The 12164-nt window shown below is 70.0% G+C and carries 14 protein-coding genes and 1 pseudogene; 5 read left to right on the forward strand and 10 right to left on the reverse strand.

Annotated features, from left to right (window positions below):
- Positions 1–22: 22 nt before the first annotated feature.
- Entirely contained in the window at positions 23–844 is an 822-nt protein-coding gene (gene gloB / locus JMF90_RS07875) for a hydroxyacylglutathione hydrolase (RefSeq protein WP_011545080.1), read from the reverse strand.
- Positions 845–862: 18 nt separating this feature from the next.
- Here gloB and JMF90_RS07880 point away from each other — a divergent pair, with 18 nt between their 5' ends.
- From JMF90_RS07880 to dnaQ, 3 genes are read left to right on the forward strand one after another with little or no spacing between them, the layout of a single operon-like run.
- Positions 863–1675, forward strand: coding sequence for a class I SAM-dependent methyltransferase (locus tag JMF90_RS07880; protein WP_011545079.1), 813 nt, complete (start codon positions 863–865; stop codon positions 1673–1675).
- Complete coding sequence (rnhA, locus tag JMF90_RS07885) at positions 1672–2115, forward strand: ribonuclease HI (protein ID WP_006476352.1); 444 nt, start codon at positions 1672–1674, stop codon at positions 2113–2115. The genes JMF90_RS07880 and rnhA overlap by 4 nt, the downstream gene beginning before the upstream one ends.
- A 40-nt stretch (positions 2116–2155) precedes the next feature.
- Positions 2156–2890 carry a DNA polymerase III subunit epsilon gene (gene dnaQ / locus JMF90_RS07890; protein ID WP_077177967.1) on the forward strand — a complete coding sequence of 245 codons (735 nt, stop codon included), beginning with the start codon at positions 2156–2158 and terminating at the stop codon, positions 2888–2890.
- A gap of 30 nt (positions 2891–2920) precedes the next feature.
- Here dnaQ and JMF90_RS07895 read toward each other — a convergent pair whose 3' ends face one another.
- Positions 2921–3253, reverse strand: coding sequence for a YnfA family protein (locus JMF90_RS07895; RefSeq protein WP_011545077.1), 333 nt, complete (start codon positions 3251–3253; stop codon positions 2921–2923).
- A 543-nt stretch (positions 3254–3796) separates the two neighbouring features.
- Between JMF90_RS07895 and proP the strand changes: the two genes are divergently transcribed.
- Positions 3797–5287, forward strand: coding sequence for a glycine betaine/L-proline transporter ProP (gene proP / locus JMF90_RS07900; RefSeq protein ID WP_027809592.1), 1491 nt, complete (start codon positions 3797–3799; stop codon positions 5285–5287).
- Between the two features lie 111 nt (positions 5288–5398).
- Here the strand turns inward: proP and JMF90_RS07905 are convergent, their stop codons facing one another.
- Both JMF90_RS07905 and JMF90_RS07910 read right to left on the reverse strand, forming a co-directional pair.
- Positions 5399–5605, reverse strand: a complete 207-nt coding sequence (locus tag JMF90_RS07905) for a hypothetical protein (protein ID WP_006476356.1) — start codon at positions 5603–5605, stop codon at positions 5399–5401.
- A gap of 172 nt (positions 5606–5777) precedes the next feature.
- On the reverse strand, positions 5778–6407 hold the full coding sequence (locus tag JMF90_RS07910) for a glutathione S-transferase family protein (RefSeq protein ID WP_201316813.1): 630 nt from the start codon (positions 6405–6407) through the stop codon (positions 5778–5780).
- 172 nt (positions 6408–6579) lie between these two features.
- Between JMF90_RS07910 and JMF90_RS07915 the strand changes: the two genes are divergently transcribed.
- A complete protein-coding gene (locus tag JMF90_RS07915; protein ID WP_201316812.1) occupies positions 6580–7797 on the forward strand; it encodes a polyhydroxyalkanoate depolymerase in 1218 nt (405 codons plus the stop codon).
- A gap of 7 nt (positions 7798–7804) precedes the next feature.
- Here JMF90_RS07915 and JMF90_RS07920 read toward each other — a convergent pair.
- From JMF90_RS07920 to JMF90_RS07945, 6 genes and pseudogenes are all read right to left on the reverse strand, one after another.
- Positions 7805–8451: pseudogene (locus tag JMF90_RS07920) on the reverse strand (phosphoribosyltransferase).
- A gap of 123 nt (positions 8452–8574) precedes the next feature.
- Positions 8575–9096 (reverse strand): phospholipase D-like domain-containing protein, encoded by a 522-nt coding sequence (locus JMF90_RS07925; RefSeq protein WP_201316811.1) that lies wholly within the window; start codon positions 9094–9096, stop codon positions 8575–8577.
- 117 nt (positions 9097–9213) lie between these two features.
- Positions 9214–10146, reverse strand: a complete 933-nt coding sequence (gene mdcH, locus JMF90_RS07930; RefSeq protein WP_201325023.1) for a malonate decarboxylase subunit epsilon — start codon at positions 10144–10146, stop codon at positions 9214–9216.
- Positions 10143–11009 (reverse strand): triphosphoribosyl-dephospho-CoA synthase MdcB, encoded by an 867-nt coding sequence (gene mdcB / locus JMF90_RS07935; protein ID WP_201316810.1) that lies wholly within the window; start codon positions 11007–11009, stop codon positions 10143–10145. The genes mdcH and mdcB overlap by 4 nt, the downstream gene beginning before the upstream one ends.
- A complete protein-coding gene (gene mdcG / locus JMF90_RS07940; RefSeq protein ID WP_201316809.1) occupies positions 11006–11674 on the reverse strand; it encodes a malonate decarboxylase holo-[acyl-carrier-protein] synthase in 669 nt (222 codons plus the stop codon). Before mdcG ends, mdcB begins: the two co-directional genes overlap by 4 nt.
- Positions 11661–12164: biotin-independent malonate decarboxylase subunit gamma (locus JMF90_RS07945; RefSeq protein ID WP_201325024.1), on the reverse strand; the 504-nt coding region annotated here is incomplete at its 5' end. The genes mdcG and JMF90_RS07945, both read right to left, overlap by 14 nt.

Genomic DNA, 12164 nt, shown 5'->3' on the forward strand with positions numbered 1-12164 from the left:
CTTTGGAGTCCTCCGGAAAACGTCACCGGAACCGGTTTTTCCATTCGCGCATCAGCGTGAACGCCGCCAGGCGATCCGTCACCGTTTCGTGCAGCTCGGCCTCGAGCGTCGCGTGGATCGCCGCGCTGTCGGCCCGCATGAACGGGTTAACGGCACGCTCGTGCGCGATCGTAGTGGGCAGCGTCGGCACGCCGCGCGCACGCAGCGCCTGTGCGTCGTCGCGCCACGCGGCGAGTGCCGCATTGCCCGGCTCGCACGCGAGCGCGAAGCGGATGTTCGACAGCGTGTATTCGTGTGCGCAATGCACGCGGGTGTCGCCCGGCAACGCGGCGAGCGCGTCGAGCGACGCGAGCATCTGCGCGGGCGTGCCTTCGAACAGACGGCCGCAGCCGCACGAGAACAGCGTGTCGCCGCAGAACACGTGCGGCACCGCGTTGCCCTGCCCGGCCGCGCCTTGACCGGCCGCCTGAAAGTAAGCAATGTGGCCGCGTGTATGGCCGGGCACGTCGAGCACGTCGAATGCGACCGCGGGCGCGTCGAGCGTCACGCGATCGCCGCCCGACAGCGGCCGCGTGACCACGCCGATCGCTTCGGCCGCGGGGCCGTAAACGGTGAGCGGAACATCGGCCGGTTGGCTATGCTGCAGCGCCTCGACACCGCCGACGTGGTCGGCGTGGTGGTGCGTGAGTAAAATAGCGGTCAACCGCCAGCCTCGTTCGGCAAGAACCCGGCGTACGGGCGCGGCTTCACCCGGGTCGACGGCGATCGCATCGCGGCCGTCCGAGACGAGCCAGATATAGTTGTCTTCGAATGCCGGAACCGGCACGTATTCCAGCTCGTTCATAGGCGCGCAATCATCGTTATGTCTGACCGTCAAATTATAGACTGGCCCGCCTGGACCGACTCGCCGCCCGGCCGTTACGTGCTGGGCTGGGAGCAGGCGCAGCTCGACCGGATCGTATCCGACGTCTTCGGCTTCCACGCGCTGCAGCTCGGCCTGCCGCAGCTCGACGCACTGCGCGAGAACCGCATGCCGTATCGCGGCCTCGTGCTCGACCCGGCGAGCGGCGCGAGCGCGCCGTATCAGTATCCGTGGGCGCGCGAAGCACACACGGCGGCCCACGCGCCCGCCGATCGCAGCACGACGTGGTGCGATCTGCTCGACCTGCCGTTCGAGTCGCAGAGCGTCGACCTGATCGTGATGCCGCACACGCTCGAATTCACGTCCGACCCGCACCGTCTGCTGCGCGAGGCCGAGCGCGTGCTGATGCCGGAAGGCCAGCTCGTGATCACCGGCTTCAATTCGCTGAGCCTGTGGGGCATGCGGCAGTCGTTCGGGCGCATGGCGAACCGCCCGTTCGTGCCGGCCACGCGCGACCAGATCGCGTTCATCCGGCTCAAGGACTGGATCAAGCTGCTCGGTTTCGACCTCGAACGCGGCCGCTTCGGCTGCTACCGGCCGCCGCTCGCCACCGACCAGTGGCTGGCCCGCTACGGCTTCATGGAGGCCGCCGGCGACCGCTGGTGGCCGATCTTCGGCGCCGTCTACATGGTGACGGCCGTCAAGCGCGTGCGCGGCATGCGCCTCGTCGGCCCGATCAAGATGAAGAAGCCCGTGCTCGCACCGGGCCTGACGCCGGCGGCCTCCCCGACCACTCACCAAGAACGTTCATGACAACCGACACCATCGACATCTATACCGACGGCGCCTGCAAGGGCAACCCCGGCCCCGGCGGCTGGGGCGCCCTGCTGCGCTACGGCAGTCAAGAAAAGGAACTGTTCGGCGGCGAGCCGAACACGACCAACAACCGCATGGAGCTGATGGGCGTGATCGCCGCGCTCGAAGCGCTGAAGCGGCCGTGCCGGGTGATCGTGCATACCGACTCGCAATACGTGCAGAAAGGCATCAGCGAGTGGATCCACGGGTGGAAGAAGAAAGGCTGGGTCACCGCGGCGAAGACGCCCGTGAAGAATGCCGACCTGTGGAAGCGGCTCGACGCGCTCGTCGCTCAGCACGAGATCGAGTGGCGCTGGGTCAAGGGCCACGCGGGCCATCCCGAAAACGAGCGCGCGGACGCGCTCGCGAACCGCGGCGTCGAATCGCTGGCCGCCTGAACCCCGGCCGCCCTCTCCTGTTTTCGTTGCTTTTCCCGATATGCGCCAGATCATTCTCGATACCGAAACCACCGGCCTGAACGCCCGCACGGGCGACCGTCTCATCGAAATCGGCTGCGTCGAGCTGCTGAACCGGCGGCTCACCGGCAACAACCTGCACTTCTACGTGAACCCCGAGCGCGACAGCGATCCGGGCGCACTGGCGGTGCATGGCCTCACGACCGAATTCTTGAGCGACAAGCCGAAATTCGCGGAAGTCGCCCACCAGATCCTCGACTTCGTGAAGGACGCCGAGCTGATCATCCACAACGCGCCGTTCGATCTGGGCTTCCTCGACGCCGAATTCGCGCGGCTCGGCCTGCCGCCGTTCACCGAGCATTGCGGCGGCGTGATCGACACGCTGGTGCAGGCCAAGCAGATGTTCCCCGGCAAGCGCAATTCGCTCGACGCGCTGTGCGACCGCTTCGGCATCAGCAACGCGCACCGCACGCTGCACGGCGCACTGCTCGACTCGGAGCTGCTCGCCGAGGTCTATCTCGCGATGACGCGCGGCCAGGACAGCCTCGTGATCGACATGCTCGACGACGCGAGCGCCGACGGCGGCGCGGCGAACGGCAAACGCGTGTCGCTCGCCGCGCTCGACCTGGCCGTGGTGACCGCGAGCGAAGACGAGCTTGCCGCGCACCAGGCTCAGCTCGACGAGCTCGACAAGTCGGTCAAGGGCACCTGCGTGTGGCGCCAGCCCGCCGACACGGATACCGCCGAAGCAGCCTGAGGCACGCGGCACGCGCCGCGGCCGCGCCGCTCAGGCGCGCGGCTGCAGCGCGATGACGGCCATTCCGCCGAGCGCGAGCACCGCGCCGGCCACGTCCCAGCGGGTCAGCGCGACACCGTCGACCACCCGCAGCCAGATCAACGCCACCGCGATATAGACGCCGCCGTACGCGGCATACGTGCGCCCCGCCGCGCTCGGGTGCAGCGTCAGCAGCCACGCGAACAACGCGAGCGACAACGCCGCGGGCACCAGCAGCCAGGCCGGGCGCCCGGCCTTCAGCACGAGCCACGGCAGGTAGCAGCCGACGATTTCGGCCAGCGCAGTAGCGGCGAACAGCGCCGCGATCCTCATCAGTTCGGTCATCCGGTTCCTCGCGAATTCAGCCCCGTCGCGGCGGCCGGCACGGCCGCGCCGCGCCGCGCGCCGCCGATCATACCCGAGCAGGCTCCCCGGGATGCCCCGCCAGACGGGCGATTCCGGGCAATTTGCACGATCGTCCGTCATCGTGCTATCATGTCGCCTGTTTCAACATTCAATCTCTGTCTTTTCGATTTTGAGAGAAGTCCGTCCGCACGTTGCGGCCCGGTGCCTCGATCGAAATTGCATCCACAGGAAAGCCCGCCCGACAGGCCCGCTTTTCTCGTTTCGCTGCCCCTCCGGGGCGTTGCCGGCACGCCGGACCCATCGTCCGCACCGGCATCCGCCGCCTGCATTACGCGGCCCATTCTTCATGAGCGCACTGTCGCGACGGCCCATCGGGCCCGCGTCGAAGCAGCCCCTTGGCCCTTTGCTGCCCTCTATGCAGTAAGTGCTTAATGGTCTGCCCCGACGCGCAGCACACGACACCGCGCTCGCCGGCAAACCGTGTCGGACGGCCCGCCCGTTCCGGCGCTGTCAAAGGAGTGCATGACCTTGACCGCAACACACGTCAGCCCGACCGCTGTCTCTTCCCCCGCTTCGTCGTCCGGCGAAGCCCCGCTCGCCGCGGACGACATCACCGTCGTCGACCAGAGCCTGCTCAAGCGCGCCGTCAGCGCAATGGCCATCGGCAATGCGATGGAATGGTTCGACTTCGGCGTCTACAGCTATATCGCCGTCACGCTCGGCAAGGTGTTCTTTCCGTCCAGCAGCCCGTCCGCGCAGTTGCTGGCCACCTTCGGCACGTTCGCGGCCGCGTTCCTCGTGCGCCCGCTCGGCGGCATGGTGTTCGGCCCGCTCGGCGATCGCATCGGCCGCCAGCGCGTGCTCGCCGCCACGATGATCATGATGGCCGTCGGCACCTTCGCGATCGGCCTGATCCCGAGCTATGCGTCGATCGGCATCATGGCCCCGATCCTGCTGCTCGTCGCCCGCCTCGTGCAGGGCTTCTCGACCGGCGGCGAGTACGGCGGCGCGGCCACCTTCATCGCCGAGTTCTCGACCGACAAGCGCCGCGGCTTCATGGGCAGCTTCCTCGAATTCGGCACGCTGATCGGCTATGTGCTGGGCGCGGGCGTCGTCGCACTGCTCACCGCGTCGCTGTCGCAGGAAGCGCTGCTGTCGTGGGGCTGGCGCGTGCCGTTCCTGATCGCCGGGCCGCTCGGCCTGATCGGTCTGTACATCCGGATGAAGCTCGAGGAAACGCCCGCGTTCAAGCGCCAGGCCGAAGAGCGCGAAGCGCAGGACAAGGCCGTGCCGAAGGCGCGCTTTCGCGAGACGCTGCTGCGTAACTGGCGTGCGCTGCTGCTGTGCGTCGGCCTCGTGCTGATCTTCAACGTGACCGACTACATGGTGCTGTCGTACCTGCCGAGCTTCATGTCGTCGACGCTGCACTTCGACGAATCGCACAGCCTCGTGCTGGTGCTGCTCGTGATGGTGCTGATGATGCCGATGACGCTGTACGCCGGCCGCCTGTCGGACAAGGTCGGCCGCAAGCCGGTGATGCTCGCCGGCTGCGTGGGCCTGCTGGTGCTGTCGATCCCGTCGCTGATGCTGATCCACACGGGCACCACGGCGTCGGTGTTCGGCGGCCTGCTGATCCTCGGCGTGCTGCTGTCGTGCTTCACGGGCGTGATGCCGTCGGCGCTGCCCGCGCTGTTCCCGACCGAGATCCGCTACGGCGCGCTCGCGATCGGCTTCAACGTGTCGGTGTCGCTGTTCGGCGGCACGACGCCGCTGGTGACCGCGTGGCTCGTCGACGTGACGCACAACCTGATGATGCCCGCGTACTACATGATGGGCGCCGCGCTGATCGGCATCGTGTCGGTCGTCGCGCTCGCCGAAACCGCGCGCCAGCCGCTGAAGGGCTCGCCGCCGGCCGTCGCGACGCGCCGCGAAGCGCACCAGCTCGCGCGCCAGTTGCGCGAGGACGACGACGAATCGGAGGTCTACGGCGTCGCGACTCCCGCCCGCGCGTAAGCGTCGCGCAATGAAAAAGCCCCGGCCGAAGCCGGGGCCCGATCGAACCCGATCTGCCCGACCGGCTTGCGCCGGCCGGGCTTTTTTTTCATTCAGTCGGCGCGAACGCCTTCATGCCTGCGCTTCGCAGTGACGGCAGAAGATCAGCGCGCGCGACCGCGACACGGCTGCCTGCGCACCGCGCGCCGCGACGATCATTCCGACCTGGCCGAGATTGAAATCGCGCTCGACCATCAGCTGCGTGAGCCCGGCAAGCGCCAACACGACGGACGGGTGGTACAGGCTCGATTCGATCAGGGCTTTCATCATCGGCTCCATCTGGCAATGCGTGATTTGATGGAGTGGATTCTAGGGATCGGTCGCGTCCGGATAAACAGCGCGAATGCGAAGTCACTTGTCAGCCGCCGAGAACAATCGGCAGCGGCTTGCCGGACAAGGGCGAACGGCGGCCGACAGCGGTGCGCGACAGTCCGGCGCCCCGCTTCGAAACCTAGACGAGCGGCGTTTCGACGAAAGCCGGCAACGCTTCCGCCCGTGCGGAATGCGCGGCGAGCGCCGGATAACGGGCCGGATCGATCCGCGCCAGCACCGGGTAATCGGCCGCCATGAACTGCGTGAAGCGCCACGCCACCGCGACCGTCACGTCCGACTGCAACAATCGCGCGCCGCCGAACCAGCCGTTGGCGGCCGCGACCAGCGGCTCCAGCGCGCCGTATGCACCTTCGAGCTGGCTCAGCACGCGATCCACCCACGGCTCGTGCTGCTTGTCCGACGGGCGCAGCGCCTGCTCGTAGACGACCTGCACGGTTTTCTCGGCGGCGGCCAGCGCGAAGCCGATCGGCACCAGCGCGCGCAGCCGGGCCTCGACGGCGTCGGGCAGCAGGCGCCGCTCAGGTGCTGCCACGTGGTCGAGATAGTCGACGATCAGCGACGAATCGAGCAGCGTCGCGCCGCCGTCGGTCACGAGCGTCGGCGCCTTGACGACCGGGTTGAGCGTCCTGAACCGCTCGATATGACGAAACACCGAGATCGACTCGTGTTCGAACGGCAGGTCGAGCAGCTTCGCCGAAATGGCGACGCGGCGCACGAACGGGGAATCCAGCATGCCGATCAGCTTCATCGCGAACGCTCCGCTTCGAGGGAATGGGCCTGACGACTGTAGCAGCGGCGGCCGGCAGCGCCTAGCGTGCCCCTGCGCTTGACGCGCATCAGCCGGCCGTACATCGGGCTCCCGCTGCCCGGCCGCTATGACCATAATGGAGGTTCACGCTCCTTCCGCCCCAGGGTCCGCCATGTGGTATGCCGTCGTCGAGCAGCAGCGGGAATGGATGCGCGCATGGCGCGCGGCGACGCGATACGCGTTCGACGCATGGCCCACGGCGTCGCTGCCGCACGCCGCGTCATCGTGCTACGACGACCTGTTCGAACCGCTGCTCGGGCCACAGGCCGCGCCGCCGGGCTTCGATCTCGCGTGGCCCGCCGTCAGCGAGCAGATCGTCGCGCACACGCCGTTTTGCGACTTGCGGCGCTTCGCGCACGCCGATGCGCGCCGCACGGTGCTGCTGTGCGCGCCGCTCGTCGGGCACGCGGCCGTGATGATGCGGGAAACCGCCGAAACGCTGCTCGCCGATGGCGACGTCTGCGTGACCGACTGGCGCAATGCCCGCGACGTGCCGCTCGCGGCAGGCCGTTTCGGGCTCGACGAATACGTCGCGATGCTCGACGGCTTCGTCGGCACCCTCCAGCACGACGAGCGGCCGCTGCACGTCGTCGCCGTTTGCCAGGCGACCGTACCGGCGCTCGGCGCCCTGGCGCTGCGCGCCGCGCGCGGCCTCGCACCGCCCGCGAGTATCACGCTGATCGGCGGCCCGATCGATGCGCGCCTGAACCCGAGCGCGCTCGGCACCGCGGCCGCGGCCCATTCGCTCGACTGGTGCCGGCGTCACCTGATCGACATCGTGCCGCCCGGCTTCGCCGGGCATGGCCGCCACGTGTTCCCGACCTATCTGCAACAGGGCGAGATCGCGCTCCTGTATCCGCAACGCTTCCTGACGCTGATCGAGACCTACGCGCTGGCAGCTTCCCGCTTCGACATGACCGGGCTCGCCGACGCCCGGCGGGCACTGCGCGAATACACGGCGCTGCTCGACATGCCGGCCGACTATTTCCTCGACACGGTCGACGTCGTGTTTCAACGCATGCTGCTCGCGACCGGCGCGTGGCATGTGGACGGCCGGCGCATCGAACCGGCCGCGCTGCGCGATGTCGCGCTGCTGACCGTCGAAGGCGCCCGCGACGCAGTCACGGGCGCCGGGCAGACGCATGCGGCGCTCGATCTGTGCAGCGGCCTCTCGGACGACGAGCGCCATCGCGTCGACATCGATGATTGCGATCACTACGGGTTGTTTACGGGGCCACGCTGGCACGGCAACGTCCATCCGGCGCTGCAGCGCGTGTTCGCGCTCGCGGAAGCCGGCCGACCGCGCCCGCGCCGAAACCGGCAAACCTGACGCCGCATCACGGGCGCGCGGCGTCGAGCAGCGCGCGCACTTCGTCGTCGCTCGTCTGCTCGAAGCGCGCGTAGAACTGGCTGATCCCGAAGAACCGCGCCGGCTGCGACACCGTGACGAATGCATCGGCCAGACCGTCGAACGCACGCACGGCACCCGCCGGCGCAACCGGCACGGCCGCGACGATGCGCGCCGGGTGACGCTCGCGCAGCGCCTGCAGCGCGACGCGCATCGTCGCGCCGGTCGCGACGCCGTCGTCGACCACGATCGCGATGCGCCCGTCCACCGCCAGCGGCGGCGCCGCGCCGCGATACAGCGCCTCGCGACGATGCAGTTCGGCCGTCTCGCGCGCGATCACGTCGGCGAGTTGTGCATCGGATACGTCCATGTCGCGGATCACCGAACGTTGCAGATGCGTCCCGCCGCCCGTCGCGATCGCGCCCATCGCGAGCTCGGGGTCGAACGGCACGCCGAGCTTGCGCACGACCAGCACGTCGAGCGGCGCGCGCAGCTACGGGCGACCGGATACGCGACGGGTACACCGCCGCGCGGCAACGCGAGCACGACGACATCGCTTCGCCCCGCGTATTCGCGCAACGCGTCGGCCAGCTGGCGACCGGCATCGGCGCGATCGGCAAAACTGCTTTCGATCACGATCGACTCCCTGCCGTTGCGCCGATGCGCGAAAGCCGCGCCGGCGCCTGTCAACGAGGATGGTTCATCGGTCGCGCCGATGCAAGCAGGGTCACACCGGCGCGCAATGCGCCGCAGGAAGGGTCAGAGGCCGCCGGCCTGCCGGTACAGCCGCCAGAACGATTGCGCGTAGGACTGCGCGAGTTCGGGCGCGCGCCGGAATACGTTGACCGTGTCGGCCTGCTCGGCCGCGCCGTCGGACAGCGTCGTCAGCGCGACGCTGTCGTCGACGATCGCGAAACGCGACGCGGGGCCGCCATGCCGCGAATCGATCGCGACGTCGATACCCGCGGATTTCAGGTAGCCGGCGCCGCTGTACCTGCCCGCACGCGGCGGGCGCACCAGCACCACGCGCACCTCGATCCCCCGCGCGCGGGCCACGCGCAGCGCGCTCGCGACAGCCGGCGGCACCTGCGTATAGCCGGCCAGCAGCACGCGGCGCTGCGCCTGTTCGATCAGGTCGACGGTCGCGTCGGCCGCCGCGTTGTCATACGAAAAGTACGTGCCGACCGATGCGGCGTCGGACAGAATCTGGCTGGCGTGGACGCTCGTCGCGCAGCAGAACGCGGCGAGGAAGAAGGCGGCTGGTCTCATGGCGGGCGCCATTGTAGCGACGCCAATTCGCGTGGCAAGGGGCGGCTGCGACGCTGCTGCGCCGGCGCAACACACAGTGCCGAACCGGTGCCCGGACGCTGTGTTTCGAGCCGGGTTTCAGCCCGTCGATCAGCCGGGCGCGACGCGTGCGAGCCAGCTCGTCACGCCGTCGACGGAACGGAAATCCGCGAGGCTGCGCGCCGGCAACGCGGGATACGCGCCGCCGGCCATCTCGGCCAGCGCGCGCCCGGGACCGAGTTCGAGAAACGCGGTGGCGCCCGCCTCCACACATGCGGCAAGACAACTCGCCCACTCGACCGGCTCCGCGATCTGCCGCGCGAGCTTGTCGAGGCCCGTGTCGACATCGAGCACCGACGCGCCGTCGATCCCCGAGAACAGCCGCGTGCCGGGCAGCGGCCGGCGCACGCGCGTCGCGGCCAGCGTCGCGCGGAAGGCCGGCACGGCCGCCGCGAGCCGGCGCGTGTGCGACGCGATCCGCACGCAGACGGGCGCGACGCGCAGCGCGCCGGCATGCGTCGCGTCGTCGGCCACCGCATCGACATCGGCGTGCCGCCCCGCGACCACGAACGCATCGCCCGGGTTCGCGATCGCGATGGCCGCGTCGCGACCGTCGCACAGCTGCGCCAGTTGCGAACGCGCCAGGCCGCGCACGAACACCATCCGCTCGTCGCCGCCGCTTGCGGCATCCATCGCGCGTGCACGCGCATCGGCCAGGTCGAGCGCGTCGTGCGGGTCGATCATCCCCGCGACGCTCCACGAGCCGACCTCGCCGACGCTGTAGCCGGCGACGCAGCGCCGGCGCGGCCACACCGCATCGAGCAGCGCGGCCGCCGCGAGCGCCTGGACCGTGCAGAGGATCTGCGCGGCCCGGTTTTCCCGCAGCGCATCGGGCCCGGCCTGCCGGACCCACGTGCGTGGATCGTCGCCGAGCAGCCGGCCCGCATGCGCGAACAATGCGTGGGCCTGCGGCGCCGACCCGGTCAGATCGAACATGTCGGCGCGCTGCGCGCCTTGCCCCGAGCACAGGATGGCCAGCGTCATCGCGCGCGCCCTTCGACTTCGAGCGTATCGACGAACACGCTCATCGCGAGCAGGTCGGCCGCCCCGCCCGGGCTCAGCCGGCGTGCGACGAATGCCCGATGCGCGGCTGCCGCGCGCAGCCGCCAGTCGAGCGCCCGCACGCCGCCGCGCGCGATGAAGGCACGGGCGGTCGCGCGGGCGAAATCGAGGCCGGCCTGCCCGCCCCGGTGTAGCAGATTCGTGTCGTCGAGCGCGGCGATCAGTGCGAAGCACGCGGCGACCCGCGCGGCTTCCGGATCGTCCGGCAAGTCGCGCTGGGCGCCGCGCAGCGCGGGCAATCCGACCGCGTACACAGTCGGAAAGCCGTCGGCCGCCTCGCGACGCGCACCGCCCACACCGTAGCGGCGGCTGGCGCACTCGCCGTGGCTGTCCGGCAAACGCGGGCCGCCGAGGATCTCGACGCCCCAGCGGCGCGATACGAACGCGCCGAGCGTCATTTCGGCCGGCACCGCGCCCGGCAGCGCGCACCGTCCGGCGGCCGCGCACAGCAGCCCGAGCCCGAAGATCGCGCCGCGATGCGTATTGACGCCGCCGGTCGCGGCAAGCATCGCGTGCTCGGCACGCAGGCCGATCTTGCGCAGCACGGCCATGTCCGCGTCGCGGGCGCCCGCATCGGCGAGTTCCGCGAAGTACGGCCGCAGCACGGCGGCGCTGCGCGCGAACGTCGCGACATCCATGTCCGCGTGACTGCCGGTGTCGACGTGACTGACGAGGCCCGGCTTCGGATAGGTGTCGATCTCGAGCACGAGGCTGCGCTCGGCCAGCGCCGCGATGCGTTCGGCGTCGGACGGCGCCGCTACGCGGCAGGCAGCCCGTGCATTCATCGCGGGCCTCCGATGAAGGCGTCGGCGCGCATCAATTCGACCGCAATCTCGGTCTTCACCGCGACTTCGGGCAAGCGCGCATGCAGTTCGCGCCAGTTGACACCCGCACCGTCGTCGCGCAGCAGTTCGCCGTCGATGCGCATCGGCGCACGCGCGTCGATCGCCGCGAGACCGTCGAGCAACGGTACGAGCAACACGGGGTCCGGCAACGGAAACACGATGTCGAGATCGGATGATGCGCTCAGGTAAGGCTCGCCCGTCAGCGCCTGCCACGCGAGGCTGCCGAACACGCGGCCCTGCACGCCGCAGCGCGCGCCGAGTGCATCGAGTTCGCGCAATGGCGCACGCCACGCGGCGGGCGCGGCGGCGAGCACGTCCGTCAAGGTCGGCAGCGGGCCGACCGTCGCGAGCGCGTCGGCGGCCACGTTCAGCGCGATGCGCCGCTTGCCCGCCGACGGCGGCAGCGGCAGGCCGAGCGGCACGCGGCCGGCATCGGCTTCGTCCGGCGACGCGCGACGCACGATCAGCGGCCAACCGCGTTCGGCCCATGCGCGCACGAGCGAATCACCCGCGAGCGCGGGGTCGCGGGCGAATGCCGCGCCCCACCCGCCCGCCGTCAGCGTGACGAGCGTATGGCGGCGCAGCGGCAGCTCAGCGTGCGGCACGCGCGAGTGCCTCGACGCGGGCGGCGACGTCGGTCGCGACCGGCCGGCCGCGCGCCGCGCGCCGGTCGATGCGCTCGGCCGGCTTGCCGAGCCATTCGCCGACCTGCGCGTCGAGCGCGCGGGACGGATCGAGCACGGCGTCGACGGCGCCCATCTTCACGAGGTTGTCGAGGCCCGGCGCGAACACCGGTGTCGAACGCGCCATCTCCTTCAGCACGTCGATCGGCAGCTTGGTCACGCGCGACATCGACGGCAGGTCCATCACCTCCGGCTCGGCGCCCGGCACCGCGAGCAGCGTGCGCGTCGCGAGCGCAGTCGCGATGAACGCGCCGGCGGCCGTGTGGCCGTACAGCACGCCGATCGTCCGGTGTCCGGCGAGATCCGCGTGCATCAGGCATTTGGCGAGATGCGACAGCCCTTCGTTCAGGCCCAGCAGTTCGTCGCGCTTGCTCATCCGCTGGCTGTCGCTGTCGACCAGCACGAGGATCGG

Source organism: Burkholderia sp. E168m23 (assembly GCF_016586125.1).
Classification (GTDB): Bacteria; Pseudomonadota; Gammaproteobacteria; order Burkholderiales; family Burkholderiaceae; genus Burkholderia; species Burkholderia orbicola.